This is a genomic window from Sphingomonas longa, assembly GCF_016892685.1.
In the GTDB taxonomy this organism is placed as follows: domain Bacteria; phylum Pseudomonadota; class Alphaproteobacteria; order Sphingomonadales; family Sphingomonadaceae; genus Sphingomonas; species Sphingomonas longa.
On the sequence record NZ_JAFEMC010000002.1, the window covers coordinates 82,060 to 100,508 of the forward strand.

Sequence of the window (18,449 nt, forward strand, 5' to 3'; positions counted from 1 at the left end):
AGACCCGGTCGCTGTACGCCGCCGCCGGACCCGCGCCAACCGTCAGCCGGTCACTTCGGTTACTACGCGTGCCAATACCGCTCGTTCCGTCTCGCGCCGGGGCCCGCGCGCAAGCCACGTCGCGGCGAGAATCGATAGCGGCGCGAGCGCGATGCCGGCCAGGACGTCGACGCCGTAATGCCCGCCGAACACCGGCGTCGCGACGATCGTGACCCCGGCCCAGACCGGCGCGACGATCCGCCAACCCCTGACGTCGCGCTGCGCCCAGGCGAGGATGATCGGCAGCGTCGCATGATAGCTGGGGAACGTCACGATTCCCATCAACTGCGTCAGGTCCAGCGTCCGGAACGTACCGTCCCGCAGCCCCGCGATCATCGCCCGCTCCATCCAGGCGACCGAGGGCCAGAGGTGGCGATAGCCGGCAGGATCGAAGACGTTGCCCATTGCGGGCGTCGGGCCGGAGATCAGGATCGTCGCAAATCCGCCGAGGATCGCCGCCATAACCGCGGTTCTCAGCGTGGCGAAGCGGCCGGTGCCGCTGAGCACGACGATGGCGACGATCATCTGCACCGTCAGGCTGTGATAGGCGATGCCGCCGATCCAGAGCGACGGCGGTGACTCGTCGAGCGCGGCGAACACCGCCGGCCAGTCGAACCCCAGCGCCCGGTCCGCCGCCGCGAGATTGTCGTCCCACAGCGGCCCGCCCCGCGCGGCGAGCGCGTAGGCGAGCACGACGCCGATGATCGTAAACAGCGTCATCTGCAGGAACGCCTCTGCGCCGGCTGCCAGCCGAGGACGGCCGCGGCTGATGCCGAACCCCATCGCCAGCGCCAGCATGGCAAGGCCAGCAGCCGGCGGCAGCGCGCGCACCGGATCGACGTGGAACCCCAGCCCGCTACAGGCCATGAGGCACGTCCCCGCCATGCCGGCGATCAGCCACCAGATCGGCGGGTCCCTCCTGTCGTCGATCACGCTCACCCCCGCCCAACGCGGCAGCGCGGGCGCGGTGCCGGACTGAAGCGGCGAATCGGGCGCAGTCCTACTTCTCTCTTCAGAGCAGCGGCGACCAAGCCGCTCCTCCCCCGTCATTGCGAGCGTAGCGAAGCAATCCAGTCCGGCGCTCGCGGCTCTGGATTGCCGCGTCGCTTCGCTCCTCGCAATGACGGCAACGCAGTGCGAGCGAGCACGTGCGGCCCCACGAGTGAGGCTGAAGATCGCGCCCGCTCGGCCGACCTCACCACCCTCCAACCGCGATCCAACAAACGACCATCCACCTCCAACGTTCTCATAATGTTCTGTCCTACAAGGATTTCTCTTGGCATTCCGGGCTCAGCAGGAGGTAGTTATGACACAGATGGATGCATCAATGCTGATGGCGGTCGCCGCCCTCATCAGCAGTCTGTCGGGCCTGATCTGGGCGCTTCGGCGGAAGGCCTGATCGGAGCGGCGGCAATCTTACCAACTTAGGTTGGGTGGCCTAGGTCACGGACCGGTTCGGTGCGTGTTCCGGGCCGCGTTCTGATCCAGTTTGCAGCGCAGCACGGCGCAATGGGCAACCATCGTCACAATGGCGGCCCATTCTCCTTTCCGCGCGATCGGCCTGACCATCGCCGCAATGCTCGTAGCGGCGGTGCCCGTCGCGGCTCAGCGGACACAGAACGGCCGGGCAGCGCCGGTCGCGCAACGCGGCAGCCGGTCCGACCCCTCGCCCTCGCCGCAGACGGCGGATACGCAGAACCGGCCGCCGCCGGGCCTGCTCGGCGATATAGGCGGCGTGCGCCCCTATCTGCGCGATCGCGGCGTCGAACTGACGCTTCGCTACGCTTCCGAAAGCGCCTATAATCCCACGGGTGGCGAGCGGCATCTGTACCGCGAGACGGGCCAGTTCGATCTCGGCGCGACGATCGATATGGAGCAACTGGCGCAGATCGCCGGAGGGACGTTCCAGGCGACCGTCACCTATCGCCGCGGCCACGATCTCGGCGCCGACGCCGGGCTGGGCGTGCTGCAACAGGTGCAGGAGGTTTATGGGCGTGGCCAGACGTGGCGGCTGACGCAATTCTGGTACGAACAGGCGTTCGGCGCGGCGCGGTTGAAGGTCGGGCGCAGTTCGCCGGGCGAGGATTTCGAGGGTTTTTCCTGCCATTTCCAGAACCTCAGCTTCTGCGGATCGCAGCCGGGCAACCTGGTCGGCGATTACTGGTATAACTGGCCCGTCAGCCAATGGTCTGCCCGGCTGCGCATCGATCGTGCCGACGGCTTCGTGCAGGCCGGCATTTACGAGGTGAACCCGCGCAATCTGGAGCGTAATTTCTTCAGCTGGCGGTTCCGCGGCGCGACCGGCGTGCTGGTGCCGGTGGAACTCGGCTGGTCAGGCACGTCGGGGCGCACCGGCCATGTCTGGTCCTACCGCGCCGGCGGCTGGTACAGCAGCGCGGACGGCGACGACGTGCTGCTCGACATCGACCGCCGTCCCCTGATCGTCACCGACGCGGCGCCGATGCGGCGATCCGGTCGCTACGGCGGCTGGTTCAGCGTCCAGCAGCAGCTGACCGGCCGGGCCGAGGGCGGCAAGTCGGTGTCGGGGCTGAGCGCGTTCCTGAACGTCACGCAGGCGGATCGCCGCACGTCGGTAACCGACAATCAGGTCGCGCTGGGGCTGTTCTACAAGGGGTTGGTGCCGTGGCGTCCCGGTGACGTGCTCGGGCTCGGGCTGGCGCGGACCAACGTCAACGCGCGCGCGATCCGCGGCGGCACGGCGGGGGTGGCGCCGAACGGCCTCGATCCCGGCCCGCGTGATGCGGAATATGCCGCCGAACTCTATTATAGTCTGCACCCGACGCCCTGGCTGGAGCTTCGGCCCAATATCCAGGGCATCCACCATCCCGGCGGCCGGCGGAACGCGCGCGACGTGGCCGTGTTGGGCCTGAAGGCTGCGGTGACATTGTGATGCAACGGCGTCTCCGCAGGGCATGGCGCACGGCGTCGCAGGCTTCGATACACGACCCTTCACGACAGGGATGACGGATATGGCGACACGGCAACCGGCCCCCAACGATGCAGTCGATCCGGTCCACGGATCGCGGCGTAGCAAGCTCTTGTCCGTTACGGCCGTCGTCGTCGGCCTGTTCGGACTCGCGACGCTGATCGGTGGCGGGTTGCTGATCGCGGTCGGGGGCAGCTGGTATTACGTCATCGCCGGGCTGGCGATGCTCGCGACCGCGTGGCTGCTGTGGCGGCGCAACCCGGCCGCCCTGCACTTGTTTGCGGCGCTGGTGATCGGCACCGTCATCTGGGCGGTCGCGGAGATCGGCTTCGACTGGTGGCCGCTCGTGCCGCGCGGCGACATCATCTTCCTCATCGGCGCGTTCCTGCTGACCCCCTGGGTCACGCGGCGCCTCGACCGGCGCTGGCGCAGCGCGGCTGGACCCCTGGCGGGGGCGCTGGTCGTCGCCGCGATCGTCGGCATCGTATCGCTGCTGGCGAGCAGTTCGAAGGAATGGGAGGGGCAGCTCCCCGGCCCGCGCGCGGCGATGCCGGCGACGGAGAATGGGATGCCGGCGGGCGACTGGTTCGCGTACGGCGGCGATTGGCGCGGCACCAAATTCTCGCGATTGACGCAGATCACGCCGGCCAACGTCAAGGATCTGAAGGTCGCGTGGAGTTTCCGAACGGGCGACGTGAAGCGCGCCGGCGATCCGCAGGAGACCACCTACGAACTGACCCCGATCAAGATCGGCGATACGCTCTACGCCTGCACCCCGCATAACATCGTCATCGCGCTGGATGCGGAAACGGGGAAGCAGCGCTGGCGCTTCGACCCGAAGATGACGACGCCGCTGCACCTCCAGCATCTGACCTGTCGCGGCGTGTCGTATCACGACGCACGCTGGGCGGGCGCGACGCAGGCCCCGGGCGGCGACTGCCCGCAGCGGATCGTCACCGCCACCAACGACGCGCGACTGTTCGCGCTCGACGCGCGGACCGGCCGGCCCTGCCGGAGCTTCGGCGTCAACGGCGCGGTCGACCTGCGGCCGAACGTCCAGAACTACAATGGCGGCTGGTTCCAGTTCACCTCCGCCCCCGTCGTGACCAAGGGCCTGATCGTGGTCGGCGGCGCGATCTTCGACAATGCCGCCGTCCACATGCCGTCGGGCGTGATCCGCGCGTTCGACGTGGCGACGGGGCGGCTGGTGTGGAACTTCGATCCGGGCAATCCCAACGACACCGCGCCGCTCGGGCCGGGACGGCATTATGTGATCTCCACCCCCAACAGCTGGACGACGTCAGCCGCCGACGAGGGGCTGGGGATGATCTACGTGCCGATGGGCAATGGCGCGATCGACCAGTGGGGCGGCAAGCGTTCGCCGGAGACGGAGCGCTTCTCCGCCTCGCTCGTCGCGCTCGACATCCCGACCGGTCGCGTGCGCTGGGTCTACCAGACCGTGCACCACGATTTGTGGGACATGGACATTCCGGCACAGCCCGCGCTGGTCGACCTGACGATACCGGGCCGCGGTATCGTGCCCGCGGTGGTGCAGTCGACCAAGACCGGCAACATCTTCGTCCTCGATCGCCGCACCGGCCAGCCGGTGCACCCGGTGACCGAGCGCCCGGTGCCCGGCGGGCCGGCACCGGGCGACCGCCTGTCGCCGACGCAGCCCTTCTCCGCGGTGACGATGATGCCGCAGCAGCGTATCCGCGAAAGCGACATGTGGGGGGCGACGATGTTCGACCAACTCGCCTGCCGCATCACCTTCCGCAAGCTGCGCTACGAAGGGCCGTTCACGCCGCCGTCGCTGCGCGGATCGATCGTGTTCCCCGGTAATTTCGGGGTCATGGACTGGGGCGGCATGTCGATCGACCCGGTGCGGCAGGTCGCCTTCGCGCATCCCAATTACATGGCGTTCGTCGATCAGCTGATCCCGCAGGGCGATGCCGGCAAGAGCAACGACTCCGGTGGTGCGGCGGGCGGGTCGGATCGCGGCGGATCGGACGAGCACGGCTTCAACCCCAATAAAGGAGCGCCATTCGCCGTGTCGCTCAACCCGTTCCTGTCGAAGCTCGGTCTGCCGTGTCAGGCCCCGCCCTGGGGCTATGTCGCTGGCCTCGACCTCGTCAGCGGCAAGGTCGTGTGGCGGCACCGGAACGGCACGATCCGCGACGAGTCGCCTGTGCCGGTGCCGATCAAGATGGGCGTGCCGACCTTGGGCGGGCCGATGATGACCGCCAGCGGCGTCGCCTTCCTCAGTTCCGCGCTCGATTATTATGTCCGCGCCTACGACACCGGCACCGGCAAGGTGCTGTGGCGCGCGCGGCTGCCGGCCGGGGCGCAGGCGACGCCGATGACCTACAGTTCTCCCGCTTCGGGGAGGCAGTTCATAATCGTAGTCGCGGGCGGGCATGGGTCACTCGGCACCCGGATGGGCGATTCGATCATCGCCTACGCCCTGCCGAGAACGTGACGAGCGACCGTTCCGCCAGCGGAACGGAACGGCCGCAATGTCGGTTTGTCGTGCAACAGGAGGAGTTTGCATGACTGCCAGTGCCCGGCTGACTTCATTGACGCGGATCGGTTTCGCGACGCGAGGATTGCTCTACATCGTCATCGCCGTGCTGATCGTCCGCACCGGCCGCGCCGAGGACCCGAGCGGCGCGCTGGAGTATCTCGGCAAGGGTGGCGGCCAGTGGCTGCTCGGGATCATGGCGGCGGGACTGGTCGCGTACGGCATCTGGCGGCTGTCCGACGCGGCGTTCGACATCGAACGTCACGGGAGCGACCGCAAGGGCGCGATGGAACGCGCTGGCGCCGGCGTCAGCGGCATCGTGCATCTCGTCCTCGCATGGCAGGCCGTTCGCCTCATGCGTGGTGTCGCGGCATCCGGCGACGGCACGCAGGAGGGCGCTCAAGCTGCAATGGGTCTGCCGGGCGGGTGGGCGCTGGTGATGCTGGGCGGCGTGGTCCTGTTCGGGCTGGGCGCGGTGCAGATCGTCAAGTCCGTCAAGGCGGGTTTCCTGCGCTATCTGGACCCGCAGATCGCGTCGCAGCTATGGGCGCAGTGGAGCGGTCGCGCCGGTTATGCCGCACGCGGGTTGGTGTTCATCATCAGCGCCTTTTTCCTCGTCCGTGCCGGGCTGGAGGAACAGGCCGGCGAGGCGGGCGGCATGGCGCGGGTGCTATCGTGGCTGACCAGCCCGTTCGACATCATCATCGGTGCAGGCCTGTTCGGCTTCGGCGTGTTCAGCCTGATCGAGGCGCGGTACCGGCGGTTGCACGACGTGCCGGTCGACGGCATCGTGCGGCGCGCGACGACCTTGCACTGAGCGGGCGATCGGCGGACCTTCGGAAGGAATATCATGGTGGTGGATCGTCGACGCTGGATGGGACTGCTGACCGTCGCCGGCCTTGCAACCGTGGCGGGTCGCGCCACGGCGGCCGGGCGCGGCGCTACGAAGGGCAAGGTCGTACATCACGTCTTCTTCTGGCTAAAGGACCCGGCGACCGCCCCGAAACTCATCGCCGGCCTGAAGACGTTGCGCGACATTCCCGTCATCCGCGAATTGCGGGTCGGGGTGCCTGCCGATACGGAAAAGCGATCGGTGGTGGACGGCAGCTATCACGTGTCGGAACTCATGATCTTCGACACGGTCGAGGATCAGGCGCGCTATCAGGACCACCCCATACACCAGCGTTTCGTCGCCACCTGCGGCGACCTTTGGGAAAAGGTGGTCGTGTACGACAGCATCGACGTGTAGTGGCCGCCGCTGAGATTGCAGCATATATTCAAGCGTCCGCTTACCCGCTCGTACTATTCGCGGGAACTATCGACGGCGCAGTGCCTCTTCTGATAACTCAGGTAAGTAATTCACATCAGATAGAAATAGAGGCCGGGTGGCGGCGGCATTAAGCCGTCTGAAAGCGGAAACGTGTCATGAACGCCCGTCGGTCAACAAGTTCCTGGCAAAGCCGATCGGGCGCTCCGGCATCCGCCATCATCTATCGAGCAGACCATGCCACGATTTTTCCTGAACCTGCACAGCGACGTGGACACCGCGCTGGATACCGAGGGCGCGATGTTCGACTCCTCGGACGACATGAAGGCGGCGGCGCTGGGTGGCGCGAGAGAAATCATTGCGGCCGACGCAATGTCCGGCGTGGTCGATTTGAGCCCGCGTATCGAGGTTCAGGACGAAGCCGGGACAGTCGTTCACGTGCTGTATTTCGCTCAGGCCATCGCGTTCCTCTCCACCGGATCTCGCGCGGCATAACGCCAGCCCGCCGACGTGCCCGACCCGCAGGAGCGATACGGCGTCACCGGGAACGTGACCTGCTGGAAACGGCGCTCCGATCGTGCGATCAAAGTCCGATCTTGTCGAGGGCAGCCGCCAGTTCTCCGCTGATGGCCTCGCCGTCGCCACTGTCGCCGTTGCTGGGTGTCATCCGGTTCAGGACGGTGTGGATGCGCTTCTGCGCCACCTCCAGCATCTTCCGGCGCACCTCCCGCGTTTGGTTGGTGCGCCACGACGGGCTTTCGCCGACCAGCGCCGCCCATTTGCCCTCCTCCGCCGCCAGCATTGCCAGCGCGAGACGCAGGCCGTCGCGGCGCCCGCGCTCGTAAGGGTCGGACCTGTGCTCGTCATCGTCGGACATGGCATCGTCCTGCGGCAATCGTCGTGCGGCGTCCACCCTGCGCCCGGGAACGGCAACGACGCGTGAGAGTTTCTCCAGCATACTCAACAGGATGAACCCTTATGCGCACGCTCTCGGCGGCGGAGATTGCTACCATGCCGCCTGGGGAGGATGCGCTGAAACCAGCATTGGGCACGGCCGAAATCGCGACCGAACTGGCGGTTCTGCTTCAACGGGGCGATGTGCTGGTCGCAGAAGCCGACGAGACGCGTGCCCTCGCGCTGACGCGGATACTGGCGGCGATGATGCCAGGCGCGTGCGTCTGTTTCTGTCCCGGCACCGATGCGTTGCCGGGTGACGATGCGCCGGCATCTCCCGCCAATGTCGGCCAGCGCGTCTCCACGCTACGCGCCGTTCGCAGGATGCTGGCGGACAAGCAGCACCCGCCGATCGCACTGGTCACCACCGGCGAGGCGCTGGCCAACGCCTATCCCGCGCCTGTCGCGTTCGAGGCGGAGCCGCCGAAGGTGGCGACCGGCGCGGCGTGCGACCTTCAGGCGCTGTACGATCAACTCGTCTCGATCGGCTATATCGCGGACGAGCGAGTGGACGAGCCCGGCGAGGTCGCGTTGCGCGGGCAAGTGCTGGACGTATTCCCCGCCGATGCCGACGACCCCGTGCGGATCGAGGTCGCGGAGGGCGTGATCGCGTCGATCCGCTGCTACGACCCCGTCGACCAGCGCGCGGTCGGCGAGATCGAGCATCGGGAACTCGGTCGCGTCGCGGAGCCGCCGCTTGGCGACGATCGCTGTCCGCTGACCACGCATTTGCCGGGGGCCACGATCGCCTTCACCCCCGCCGCGGACGAACGCCGCCGGCGCCTGTTGCTGCTGAGCAAGGATGCCGCACGCCGGGGGTCCCGTCGCGCCGCACGCGAAGTGATCGACGACGCCGGCTGGCGCGCTGCGCTGAAAGGCCGTGACACCGTGACCTTGCGGCGCACCGACGAACCGCCTGCCCGCTTCGTCGAACAGCGTGCGCCGCTGCGCGCCTTCGCAAAGGTCGGCAAGGCGGCGATCGAAGCCGGCGACCGGGTCGTCCTCCTCGGTGGCGAGCGCGACCTGCGCTTCCTGACCCGGCGTCTGGAAAGCGTGCTGGACCAGCCGGCCGAACAGCTCGCGACATGGGCCGCCGTCCACGATGCGGCGCCCGGCACGCTGCTGACACTCGCGGTCCCGGCCGATCGCGGCTTTCGCCGGCCCGGCATCCTCGCCGTGGCAGCATCCGACCTGATCGGCAGCCGCGCCGACCGTGACGAAGCGCCGTCGCGTGCGGCCAATGTAGCGCTGATCCAGACCGCGGAGGTCCGCGTCGGCGACACCGTCATCCACGAGGATCACGGCATCGGTACCGTGACCGGGCTCGAAACGCTGCCCGGTGACCAGGAGCAGCCGGGCGGCGACGCAATCAAACTCACCTATGCGAGGAATGCGGTGCGCCTCGTTCCCGTCGCGGAGGCGGATCGGCTGTGGCGCTACGGCGCGGAGGACGACGCGGTCACGCTCGACACGCTCGACGGCAAGAGCTGGCAGCAGCGCCGCGCGGGGATCGACGCCGCGATCGCCGAAACGGCACGCCAATTGACCGAAATGGCAGCGGAGCGTGCCGATCGCACCGCGCCGGTGCTGGACCCCGCCCCCGCCGATTATGAGCGGTTCGCGGCCGGGTTCCCCTTTTCGGAAACGCCCGACCAGCTCGCCGCGATCGAGGCGGTGCGCAGCGACCTCTCCTCCGGGCGGCCGATGGACCGGCTCGTCATCGGCGATGTCGGCTATGGCAAGACGGAGGTGGCGTTGCGCGCCGCGGCGGTCGCGGCACTGTCCGGGAGGCAAGTTGCGCTGGCCGCGCCGACCACCGTACTCGCCCGCCAGCATCTCGACAGCTTCGTGCGTCGGTTCGACAATACCGACATCGTCGTCGCCGGCCTGTCGCGGCTGTCGACACCCGCGGAGAAGCGCCGCATCAAGGCCGGGCTGGCCGATGGCAGCATCCATGTCGTGATCGGCACCGGCGCCGTCGCCGCAAAAGGTGTGGCGTACAAGGATCTGGCGTTGGTCATCGTCGACGAGGAGCAGCGCTTCGGGGCCGCCGACAAGGCGCGGTTGCAGGATCTGTCCGCCGGCCACGTCCTGACGCTGTCGGCGACGCCGATCCCGCGCACGCTCCAGACCGCGCTCGTCGGCCTGCGCCAATTGTCGATCATCGCAACGCCACCGGCGCGGCGACAGCCGATCCGCACCGCCGTCTCGACGTTCGATACCGAAGTGCTGCGCGCGGCGCTGCTGCGGGAGCGGGCGCGGGGCGGGCAGAGTTTCGTGGTGGTGCCACGGATCGCCGACATGGCGCCGCTGGCGGAGACGCTTAACAAGCTCGTCCCGGAGCTCGAACTGCTCCAGGCGCACGGGAAGATGCCGGCGGCTGAGATCGACGAGGCGATGGTCCGCTTCGGGCGCGGCGACGGCGACGTCCTGCTGGCGACCAACATCATCGAAGCGGGGCTCGACGTGCCGCGCGCGAACACGATGGCGATCGTTCACGCCGACCGGTTCGGGCTGGCGCAGTTGCACCAGTTGCGCGGGCGCGTCGGCCGCGGCCATCGCCGCGGGCAGGTGCTGCTGTTCACCGATGCCGAGCAGGCGATCGCCCCCCGCACGCTCAAGCGGCTGCGGACGCTGGAGGCGTTCGACCGGCTGGGTGCGGGCTTTGCGATCAGCGCCCGCGACCTTGACATGCGCGGAGCCGGCGATCTGCTCGGCGAGACGCAGGCGGGTCACATGCGGCTGATCGGCGTCGAACTGTATCAGCAGTTGCTGGAGGGAGCGTTGCGCGTAGCGCGCGGGGAAACGGCGGAGCGGTGGACGCCGGAACTGAATCTGGGCGTCGAGGGCCGACTGTCCGAAGAGTGGATCCCGGACGAGGACCTGCGCATCTCGCTGTACGCACGGCTCGCGCGGCTGCGGGACGCGGTGGAACTCGATGCGTTCGAGCAGGAATTGCAGGACCGCTTCGGTGAATTGCCCGACGAGGCTCAACGCTTGCTCGCGGTCGCACGGCTGCGTGAACTGGCGCGCGATCACGGTATCGCCCGGATCGATGCGGGACCAGCCGCGATCGCGCTGACGCCGCGACCCGACAGCGACATGGCCGGCGGGTTCGAAGGCTTGACGGAAAAGAACGGGCGACTGTTGCTGGCGGAACGGATCGACGATGCCGGGGTGAGGCTGGAGCGTCTGGTGGGGCTGCTCGGCTGACCATCGCGGAGCCAGTCGATCGGTCGTACGTTGGCGCGACATGCCTCATGCCAGTAACATTGTTTATCCGACCGGACCGGATGCACCGCACGCTTTCGACATCATCCCGCTGAAGCCGCGCAAGGGCAATCTGGATGCGCTCTGCCCGGTCTGTCGCGGCTATGGCGAGTGGAATACCGAGATCGATCTTGTCAGCTTCCGCTGCAAGCGCGCGATCTGCGACCGCTGCCTCGGTGCGGGCTGGGTCGAGACGGGTGTCGATCCGATCGGCTATCCCGACATCGAACTGTCACCCGAGGGAAATCCGCAATGGGTCACCCGCTTCGTCCCGCGCGAGGATGTCGTGGGTGACGACGTGCCGCACGGCAATCTGCTGGAGCCGAAGCCCGGCGCCTGACCTCAGGCGAAGATGCCGATCACAAGCGTCAGCCCACCGAGACCGACCGAAAGCGGCGTCCTGATCCGCATCCACCAAGCCGGCGCCAGCCCCGCGGCACGCAGCCGCCGGTCGACGACGAGCGATCCAAGGATCGCCATTCCCAACGCGATCAGCGATGCTCTGGGCGACGGCGTCCCGAACGCCCAGAGCAGCGCGGCGGCGAAGGCGATCAGGGACGGCGTCACGGCCGCGAACCAGAGCCAGCGCGGTGCCCGCACATCCGCTTGCGCCGCGATGCCCCACCACATGCCGCCGAGGAAACTCAGGATCAGGGCAGCGTAGGCGAAGGCGACGATCACTGCCGCGTCGTGCCAGCGCGGTCCGAGGACCAGCAGCGCGAGCAGTGCCGCTATCTGGGGGAGAAGACCGGCAAAGCCGAGGGCGCCGACGACGGGATCGGGTGGGCTGGTCCTGCTTGTGGTCATGCTTCGCTCCGGCTGCGATGTCGGTGCCGCTACAACGACGCGGGGCGGCAATGTTTGCAAAGCCCTGCTGCGCTGCAAAAACGTGTGTATGGTGGAGGTTGCACGACCGTTGGAGGGCAGGATGAGCACGATCGACACCCGCGAACATCAACGCTTTCCAACATTGTCGCCGGCGCACATCGACACGGCACGCCGCTTCGCCAGCGGTCCCGAGGTGCGGTTCGCGGCGGGCGAGAGCGTCTACGCGATCGGTGATCTGCACGCGCCGGCCTGGCTGGTGCTCGCCGGATCGATCGAGGTCGTGCGCCGTGACGGGCTCAGCCGGGAGGCGCCGGTCACCACGCACGGCGTCGGCCAGTTTTCGGGGGAGGTGAACCAGCTAGCCGGGCGTGCCTCGATCGCGGCGGGGCATGCCGGGCCGGACGGGTGCACGGCGCTGCCGTTCGATGCGGCGCATCTGCGCGCGTTGATGGTCGGATCCGCCGATCTCGGCGAGATCGTGATGCGCGCGCTGATCCTGCGCCGCGTCAGCCTCATCGAGGAGGGCGGCGCGGGTACGATCCTGATCGGCGTGCCCGGCAGCCCCGATATCATGCGGCTACAGGGCTTCCTCAGCCGTAGCGGCTTGCCCAATCTCGTCCTCGACATCCATTCCGACGAAGAGGGCCGCGCGCTGGTCGAACGCACGGGCGTTCTGCCAGAAGAGCTGCCGCTCGTCGTCTGCCCGTCCGGTCCGCTCCTGAAACATCCGAGCAACGAGGAACTCGCCGCCTGCCTCGGCATCGTGCCTGCGATCGATCCCGACCGCCTGTACGACGTTGCGGTGGTCGGCGCGGGTCCGGCCGGGCTGGCGACGGCGGTCTATGCCGCCAGCGAGGGGCTGTCGGTGGTGGTGCTCGACGCGCGTGCGATGGGCGGACAGGCTGGCGCGTCGTCGCGGATCGAGAACTACCTGGGCTTTCCGACCGGCATCTCCGGGCAGGCGCTGGCGGGCCGCGCGTTCAATCAGGCGCTGAAGTTCGGGGCGGAAGTGGCGATACCGGTCGGCGTGGAGCGGCTCGACTGCGACGGCGAGCATCTGACGCTGGTGTGCAGCGGCGACCGACGGATCGCGGCGGCGACCGTCGTGATCGCGTCGGGCGCGCGCTATCGCCGGCCCGACGTGCCGAACCTCGCGACGTTCGAGGGGGCGGGCATTTCCTATTGGGTGTCGCCGATCGAGGCACGGCTGTGCGCGGGCGAGGATGTGGCGCTGGTTGGCGGCGGCAATTCGGCGGGGCAGGCGGTCGTCTTCCTTGCGCCGCAGGTGAACCGCCTGCACCTGATCGTCCGCCGCCCGCTCGTGGAGACGATGTCGCGCTACCTGATCGACCGGATCGCCGCGCTTCCCAATGTCGAGGTGCATGTCGGCTACGAAGTCGCGGCACTGGAGGGAGATCGCATCGGCGGGCTGACCGCGGCGACCTTCCGCAACCGGCACGACGGCACGACCTATAGCTGCGCGCTGCGCCACCTGTTCCTGTTCATCGGCGCGGACCCGAATGCCGACTGGGCGCGAGACTGCGTCGACACCGATGAGAAGGGCTTCGTCGTCACCGGCAACGCCGCCCTGCCCCTGGAGACGAGCAAGCCCGGCGTGTTCGCGATCGGCGACGTGCGCGCCGGTTCCACCAAGCGGGTCGCCGCGGCGGTGGGCGAGGGAGCGGCGGTCGTCGCGCAGATCCACGCCTTGCTGGCGGACCGGAAAGCAGAGGCGGGATGATCCCGTCGCGGGCTTAGGTATGGGGAGGCCGATTGCCTGATGCCAGCAGGAATTTAGGAACACCCGCCGCGCCTCGTGCGTCGAACCTGTCGATATCGCCGACAGGAGAACAAGATGACGATCTTCAACAAGGATATGGTCGACCTCGCGACGCGGAACGAGCTCTGGCAGAAGGAGGTCTACCGCGACAAGAAGGTGCAGATCGTCCTGATGAGCATCCCGGCCGGCGAGGAGATCGGCATGGAAACGCATCCGGCCGACCAGACCACCTTCATCGTCGCCGGCGATGCGCACGTCGTGATCGACGGTCATTCGACCAAGGCGGGTCCCAACCACCTCGTCGTCGTACCCAAGGGCGCGCAGCACAATATCGTCAACAAGGGTTCGGGCGAGTTGAAGCTGTTCTCCGTCTACGCCCCGCCTGCGGAGCCGGAGGGCGCGGCGTTCAGGACCAAGGAAGAGGCTGAGGAAGCCGAGAAGGGTCTGCTCGCCAAGGCGGCGGATGCGGTCAAGGAGGCAGTCGGGCGATGAGCGGCGCGGCGGCGGGCAAGGACGGCGCGCCGCTGCGCGTCGTCATCACCGGTGCGTCGAGCGGGATCGGCGCGGCGACCGCAATCGCCTTCGCACAGGAGGGCGCACGGCTGATGCTGGGCGCGCGCGGTGAAGCCGGTCTGGAGGATATCGCCCGTCGCTGTCGCGAAGCGGGTGGCGATGCCGCGGTGCAGGTGGTCGACGCGACCGACGCCGCGGCGGTGGCCGGGTTCGCGGCGTCGGCGCGCGACAGGCTGGGCGGCATCGACCTGTGGTTCAGCTGCATTGGGGTCGGGGTCGTCGGCAAGTATCAGGACGTTCCGATCGCGGATCACGCGCGGGTGATCGAGACGAATCTGGTTAGTCACATGAACGACGTCCACGCGGTCTTGCCGATCTTCCTCGCGCAGGATCGCGGCACCTGGGTGAACATGATCTCGGTCGGCGGCTTCGTCGCGACGCCCTATGCGGCGGCCTATGCAGCGAGCAAATTCGGATTGCGCGGGTTCAGTCAGGCCCTGCGTGGCGAAGTGTCGAAGCGGCCGAACATCCACATCTGCGATGTGTATCCCACCTTTGTCGACACACCGGGCATCGACCACGCGGGTAATTATACGGGCGCCAAGCTGTCGCTGCCGCCCGGTGCGCTCGCGCCGGAAACGGTCGCGAGGGCGGTGGTCCGGCTCGCGCGGCATCCCCGCAACACGACCGTGGTCGGTGCGCCGGCGATCGCGCTGAAGCTCGGCCAGTTCGCGGCGCCCAACCTGGGTGCGGCGATGATGAACGGCTTTATGGATGTCTGGGCGAGCAGGGCGGACACGGGCGAAGACGATAGCGGCACACTCCACGAGCCGCCCTCCGGCGCCAGCGGCACGGATGGCGGGCGTCGCCACCCTGAGCGGCGACGCAAGGCGGCTGCCGCGGCGGGCGCGACGGCCGCCGTCGGGCTCGCCGCGGTGGGTGCGTGGCTATGGCAACGCCGCCGGTAACGCCGGACGGCCGCTACATCGTGGTGCGCGGACGCCTTTGGCGGCGCGCGAACCCGAACTTGGCGGAAGACGAGCGGCAGGCACTGGTCGATCGGCTGATGACCGCGCGCCGTGCCGTGCGGTCGGCCTTGGCCAGCGGGGACGCCGCGGCGTTGAAGGCGGCGCGGTCGGATGTGAATGCGGCGAAGATCGGTCTTGGCGAGCGTGGTCCGGTGTGGTGGCAGGGCGACGATCTCAACCGCCATATGGCGGCGAATACTCCCTACGCCGATTGGCATGCGGCAATCGACGAATAACACGGGGCGGCCGGTCCGACCGCCCCGCCGACGTCAGCCCTTCTTGCGCGCGCGCTTTGGTGCGGCGGCGGCTTCCGTGTCTTCATCCTCGTCGGGCTGATCCTCGCCCGCCTCGGTCAATGCCTCGCCGAGTGCCTTCAACTTGTCCTGCGACTTATCCGCCTTGTCCGCGATCTTCGTCGTCGCGACACCCAGGCGGTGCAGTAGCGCGTGGACGCGGTCGGCATCCGGCGTATCCTTTTCGAGCTGCTTGCGCAGCGAACCCAGGTCGCGGAGGATACCCTTTGCTCCGGTCAAGTCCAGATCGGCCAGCGCGGCCTCCCAATCCTCGACCATGTGCGCACCCTTGTCGGGCTTGGTTTCGTCGAGGCCGCGGTTGATCGCGTTCATCGTTCCGGCAAATTTGACAGCCATCAGGCACATCCTCTCGTACGGGAGAAATCCCGCGCCGCTAACGAGGCGTAACGGCCGATGGCTCCGCTGATTCCATGCGAACGGCAACATAGGTTGCAGTGCTTGATCGGGATCAAGCGCTTTGCTCCAACATCCTCTAAATTACTGGAAAGCATGAACCTTTTCCGATGATCGACGCTGTTCTTGCATCAATTCGCAGGAGTGTTGTCATGACCGACCTTGCCAATCGCCGAGACTTGTTGAAGGGCGCGGCCGTCGCCGGTGCCGCCGTTGCCGCTGCGCCTGCGCTGGCACAGGCGAGCGCGCCGCCACCATTCGCAGACCCGCAGACCAAATACACCAGCCAGCCCTATCCCGAGCAGCGCCAGAAATGGCCGGCGCTTCAGCGCGACATGACGCCGGTGCCCGATTGCGGTGAACGGAGCTATCGCGGATCGGGCAAGTTGCAGGGGCGTAAGGCGCTGGTCACCGGCGGCGATTCCGGCATCGGTCGCGCGGCGGTCATCGCCTTCGCGCGGGAGGGCGCCGATGTCGCGATCAACTATTTTCCCACCGAGGGGCCCGACGCGCAGGACGTCGCCAAACTGCTCCGTGCGGAGGGGCGCAAGATCACGCTGATCCCCGGCGACCTGACCGATCAGGAATTTTGCGTTAATCTGGTGGGCAATGCCAACCGCAAGCTCGGCGGGCTGGATATCCTGGTCAACAACGCCGCGTACCAGCAGTCGAAGGACTCGATCGCGGAGGTCAGCTTCGAACAGTTCGACCGCACGATGAAGACGAACCTGTACGCGATGTTCTGGATAACCAAGACGGCGATCCCGCTGATGAAGCCGGGATCGGCGATCATCAATACCGCGTCGGTGAACTCGTTCGCGCCAGAGAAGGAACTGCTCGATTACGCCACCACCAAGGGTGGGATCGCGATCTTCACCAAGGCGCTGGCGAAACAGGTCGCGAAGCAGGGGATCCGCGTCAACGCCGTCGCGCCGGGGCCGATCTGGACACCGCTTCAGGTCGCGGGCGGGCAGTTGCCGGGCAAGATGCACGAATTTGGGCAGGACACACCGCTCGGGCGCTCGGGCCAGCCGGCGGAACTCGCGCCGTTGTACGTCGCCCTCGCGTCGGGGGAGTTGAGCTACACAGACGGCAGCGTGTTCGGCGCGAACGGGGGAACGGGGACGATCTGAAGATCCGCCTGTTCCAAGGTAATGGTCACCGGCGGATAGCCACCGCCACATCGGTCCTGACCGGACCGATCGCGACGCGCAGGATGCCGCCGCTGGCGGTGGCGGTTGATAGCGGCTGCGATATCCCGGTCTTCGTGTCGAACGCCGTCACGGTGTAGGTGCCGTCCGCCAGACCCGGCACGGTCAGCGTAACAGCCGACGCGTCGGTGCGCGCCTCCATCGTCCCGTCCCGGCCGGTCGCGTCCGTGCGGACCAGCCACGCGAGCGCCTGCGCATCGTCGCCGCAGCCGACGACCGCGACGCCCGGATCGCTGCATCGCATCTCCTTCGACAGGTTGCGGCGACGGAACCGCGTCCAGTCGATCGCCGGCAGAAACAGCGACAGCACGCGCTGTGCTTCTCGCATCCCGGCGGTCAGGACATGCGGATGGCGATTGGGCCAGCGCATGCCGCCGCCCGCGCCGCCGCTGGCGAGATGCGCCCATTGGATGTGCCGAAAATACTCGTCGTCGAACGCGTCCGGCAGGGTGCGCTTGCGGTCCTTGAAGCTGTGGATCGGCCCGTGTTCGGAATCGAAGACGGGACGGCCCGGTCCCGCCTCAGTCACGGCAGCGCGCATCAGGCGTGCCACGGCCAGAGCGGGCGCGATGGTGTCGCGCGGCGCGTCGATCGTACCTTTTTCGTAGAGGTGGGTGTTGGCGAAATCGAGCGCGGGGTGGCGGAAGATCGCCTCCACGAGCGAGGGGTGGTTGATCAACTCGGGACCGAACACGGACACGGTCTGCAGGTTGGCGCAACCGCGTCGCTCGATCTCGTGATCGCGCAGCCAGCCGGCGATGTCGGCGATGAAAGGCGCGGCGGTGGCCGGATCGTCGCCGCCGTGAGCGGGATGGATCTCGTTCCAGATGTCCCACGCGAACAGCGCCGGACTGCCGCCCCAGCGATCGCTGGCGAACGCCAGCCGCTGCTTGATCGCGGCGCGCGTGTCGGGACAGGTCAGCCAGGTGCGGCGTGCCGCGCAAGGGCCGTCGTTCGCACGCGCATAGGGGTGGTGCCGCCACCGTATCCACATAAAGAACGTGTCGAACGGCGTGAGCAGCACGCGCAGCCCGACCTTCTCCAGCAGTACGAACAGATCGTCCCAGAAGCGGACCATGTTGGGGACGAAGCGCCCGGCCGGTCGCTCCAGATAACGATGCTCGCCGTGGCAATATTCCAGCATCAGCCGGATGCACGTCACGCCGTGATCGCGCAGCCAGACCAGATGCCGCTCGACCGCAGCCATGTCGCGGCGGCGGAATAGGGGAGCGAGTTCGGGCCAGGTGATCGCGTCGTTATGGCCGATCGGCGTCCAGGGTGACCCGTCGTCGGTCACGAAGTAAGGCAGGTTCGGCAGGACGCCGATGCGCGCGAGGGGCGGATTGCGGGAACCTGAACTCGGGAGCACGCCGGTCAGGTTAGC

General features: G+C 67.8%; 17 protein-coding genes. 12 read left to right on the plus strand and 5 right to left on the minus strand.

Annotated elements, in window-relative coordinates; genetic code table 11:
• Positions 1–42: 42 nt before the first annotated feature.
• Positions 43–972 (minus strand): phosphatase PAP2 family protein, encoded by a 930-nt coding sequence (locus ILT43_RS06425; RefSeq protein ID WP_204196788.1) that lies wholly within the window; start codon positions 970–972, stop codon positions 43–45.
• 595 nt (positions 973–1,567) lie between these two features.
• Here ILT43_RS06425 and ILT43_RS06430 point away from each other — a divergent pair.
• From ILT43_RS06430 to ILT43_RS06450, 5 genes are all read left to right on the plus strand, one after another.
• Entirely contained in the window at positions 1,568–2,950 is a 1,383-nt protein-coding gene (locus ILT43_RS06430; protein WP_204196789.1) for a carbohydrate porin, read from the plus strand.
• A 79-nt stretch (positions 2,951–3,029) separates the two neighbouring features.
• Positions 3,030–5,465, plus strand: coding sequence for a glucose/quinate/shikimate family membrane-bound PQQ-dependent dehydrogenase (locus ILT43_RS06435; protein WP_204196790.1), 2,436 nt, complete (start codon positions 3,030–3,032; stop codon positions 5,463–5,465).
• Positions 5,466–5,535: 70 nt separating this feature from the next.
• Positions 5,536–6,324, plus strand: coding sequence for a DUF1206 domain-containing protein (locus ILT43_RS06440; RefSeq protein WP_204196791.1), 789 nt, complete (start codon positions 5,536–5,538; stop codon positions 6,322–6,324).
• 33 nt (positions 6,325–6,357) lie between these two features.
• The gene (locus ILT43_RS06445; RefSeq protein ID WP_204196792.1) at positions 6,358–6,756 is read left to right on the plus strand and encodes a Dabb family protein; all 399 of its coding nucleotides are present in this window, start codon (positions 6,358–6,360) and stop codon (positions 6,754–6,756) included.
• Positions 6,757–7,011: 255 nt separating this feature from the next.
• Positions 7,012–7,269 carry a DUF6894 family protein gene (locus tag ILT43_RS06450; RefSeq protein ID WP_204196793.1) on the plus strand — a complete coding sequence of 86 codons (258 nt, stop codon included), beginning with the start codon at positions 7,012–7,014 and terminating at the stop codon, positions 7,267–7,269.
• 88 nt (positions 7,270–7,357) lie between these two features.
• Here the strand turns inward: ILT43_RS06450 and ILT43_RS06455 are convergent, their stop codons facing one another.
• Positions 7,358–7,732, minus strand: coding sequence for a hypothetical protein (locus ILT43_RS06455; protein ID WP_204196794.1), 375 nt, complete (start codon positions 7,730–7,732; stop codon positions 7,358–7,360).
• Positions 7,733–7,752: 20 nt separating this feature from the next.
• On the opposite strand from ILT43_RS06455, the gene ILT43_RS06460 reads away from it, so the two are divergent.
• Positions 7,753–10,941: a TRCF domain-containing protein gene (locus tag ILT43_RS06460; protein ID WP_204196795.1), complete on the plus strand. Its 3,189-nt coding sequence runs from the start codon at positions 7,753–7,755 to the stop codon at positions 10,939–10,941.
• Between the two features lie 40 nt (positions 10,942–10,981).
• Positions 10,982–11,338 carry a hypothetical protein gene (locus ILT43_RS06465; protein WP_204196796.1) on the plus strand — a complete coding sequence of 119 codons (357 nt, stop codon included), beginning with the start codon at positions 10,982–10,984 and terminating at the stop codon, positions 11,336–11,338.
• A 2-nt stretch (positions 11,339–11,340) separates the two neighbouring features.
• Here the strand turns inward: ILT43_RS06465 and ILT43_RS06470 are convergent, their stop codons facing one another.
• The gene (locus ILT43_RS06470; RefSeq protein WP_204196797.1) at positions 11,341–11,805 is read right to left on the minus strand and encodes a DUF3429 domain-containing protein; all 465 of its coding nucleotides are present in this window, start codon (positions 11,803–11,805) and stop codon (positions 11,341–11,343) included.
• Between the two features lie 121 nt (positions 11,806–11,926).
• Between ILT43_RS06470 and ILT43_RS06475 the strand changes: the two genes are divergently transcribed.
• The 4 genes from ILT43_RS06475 (at position 11,927) to ILT43_RS06490 (ending at position 15,383) form a co-directional block, all read left to right on the plus strand.
• On the plus strand, positions 11,927–13,567 hold the full coding sequence (locus ILT43_RS06475) for an FAD-dependent oxidoreductase (protein ID WP_204196798.1): 1,641 nt from the start codon (positions 11,927–11,929) through the stop codon (positions 13,565–13,567).
• A gap of 114 nt (positions 13,568–13,681) precedes the next feature.
• Positions 13,682–14,098: a cupin domain-containing protein gene (locus ILT43_RS06480; RefSeq protein ID WP_204196799.1), complete on the plus strand. Its 417-nt coding sequence runs from the start codon at positions 13,682–13,684 to the stop codon at positions 14,096–14,098.
• Positions 14,095–15,087: an SDR family oxidoreductase gene (locus ILT43_RS06485; RefSeq protein ID WP_204196800.1), complete on the plus strand. Its 993-nt coding sequence runs from the start codon at positions 14,095–14,097 to the stop codon at positions 15,085–15,087. The genes ILT43_RS06480 and ILT43_RS06485 overlap by 4 nt, the downstream gene beginning before the upstream one ends.
• Complete coding sequence (locus tag ILT43_RS06490; RefSeq protein ID WP_204196801.1) at positions 15,069–15,383, plus strand: hypothetical protein; 315 nt, start codon at positions 15,069–15,071, stop codon at positions 15,381–15,383. Before ILT43_RS06485 ends, ILT43_RS06490 begins: the two co-directional genes overlap by 19 nt.
• A 33-nt stretch (positions 15,384–15,416) precedes the next feature.
• On the opposite strand, the gene ILT43_RS06495 is transcribed toward ILT43_RS06490, so the two are convergent.
• Entirely contained in the window at positions 15,417–15,797 is a 381-nt protein-coding gene (locus ILT43_RS06495) for a hypothetical protein (RefSeq protein WP_204196802.1), read from the minus strand.
• Between the two features lie 209 nt (positions 15,798–16,006).
• Between ILT43_RS06495 and ILT43_RS06500 the strand changes: the two genes are divergently transcribed.
• Complete coding sequence (locus ILT43_RS06500) at positions 16,007–16,987, plus strand: SDR family oxidoreductase (RefSeq protein ID WP_204196803.1); 981 nt, start codon at positions 16,007–16,009, stop codon at positions 16,985–16,987.
• A gap of 25 nt (positions 16,988–17,012) precedes the next feature.
• On the opposite strand, the gene ILT43_RS06505 is transcribed toward ILT43_RS06500, so the two are convergent.
• Positions 17,013–18,434 carry a glycoside hydrolase 5 family protein gene (locus ILT43_RS06505; RefSeq protein WP_204196804.1) on the minus strand — a complete coding sequence of 474 codons (1,422 nt, stop codon included), beginning with the start codon at positions 18,432–18,434 and terminating at the stop codon, positions 17,013–17,015.
• Positions 18,435–18,449 lie beyond the last annotated feature (15 nt).

Coding starts and splice junctions, on each gene's coding strand:
- ILT43_RS06430 (WP_204196789.1), top strand. CDS start 1,568: ATGGCGGCCCATTCTCCTTTCCGCGCGATCGGCCTGACCATCGCCGCA.
- ILT43_RS06435 (WP_204196790.1), top strand. CDS start 3,030: ATGGCGACACGGCAACCGGCCCCCAACGATGCAGTCGATCCGGTCCAC.
- ILT43_RS06440 (WP_204196791.1), top strand. CDS start 5,536: ATGACTGCCAGTGCCCGGCTGACTTCATTGACGCGGATCGGTTTCGCG.
- ILT43_RS06445 (WP_204196792.1), top strand. CDS start 6,358: ATGGTGGTGGATCGTCGACGCTGGATGGGACTGCTGACCGTCGCCGGC.
- ILT43_RS06450 (WP_204196793.1), top strand. CDS start 7,012: ATGCCACGATTTTTCCTGAACCTGCACAGCGACGTGGACACCGCGCTG.
- ILT43_RS06455 (WP_204196794.1), bottom strand. CDS start 7,732: ATGCTGGAGAAACTCTCACGCGTCGTTGCCGTTCCCGGGCGCAGGGTG.
- ILT43_RS06460 (WP_204196795.1), top strand. CDS start 7,753: ATGCGCACGCTCTCGGCGGCGGAGATTGCTACCATGCCGCCTGGGGAG.
- ILT43_RS06465 (WP_204196796.1), top strand. CDS start 10,982: ATGCCTCATGCCAGTAACATTGTTTATCCGACCGGACCGGATGCACCG.
- ILT43_RS06470 (WP_204196797.1), bottom strand. CDS start 11,805: ATGACCACAAGCAGGACCAGCCCACCCGATCCCGTCGTCGGCGCCCTC.
- ILT43_RS06475 (WP_204196798.1), top strand. CDS start 11,927: ATGAGCACGATCGACACCCGCGAACATCAACGCTTTCCAACATTGTCG.
- ILT43_RS06480 (WP_204196799.1), top strand. CDS start 13,682: ATGACGATCTTCAACAAGGATATGGTCGACCTCGCGACGCGGAACGAG.
- ILT43_RS06485 (WP_204196800.1), top strand. CDS start 14,095: ATGAGCGGCGCGGCGGCGGGCAAGGACGGCGCGCCGCTGCGCGTCGTC.
- ILT43_RS06490 (WP_204196801.1), top strand. CDS start 15,069: ATGGCAACGCCGCCGGTAACGCCGGACGGCCGCTACATCGTGGTGCGC.
- ILT43_RS06495 (WP_204196802.1), bottom strand. CDS start 15,797: ATGGCTGTCAAATTTGCCGGAACGATGAACGCGATCAACCGCGGCCTC.
- ILT43_RS06500 (WP_204196803.1), top strand. CDS start 16,007: ATGACCGACCTTGCCAATCGCCGAGACTTGTTGAAGGGCGCGGCCGTC.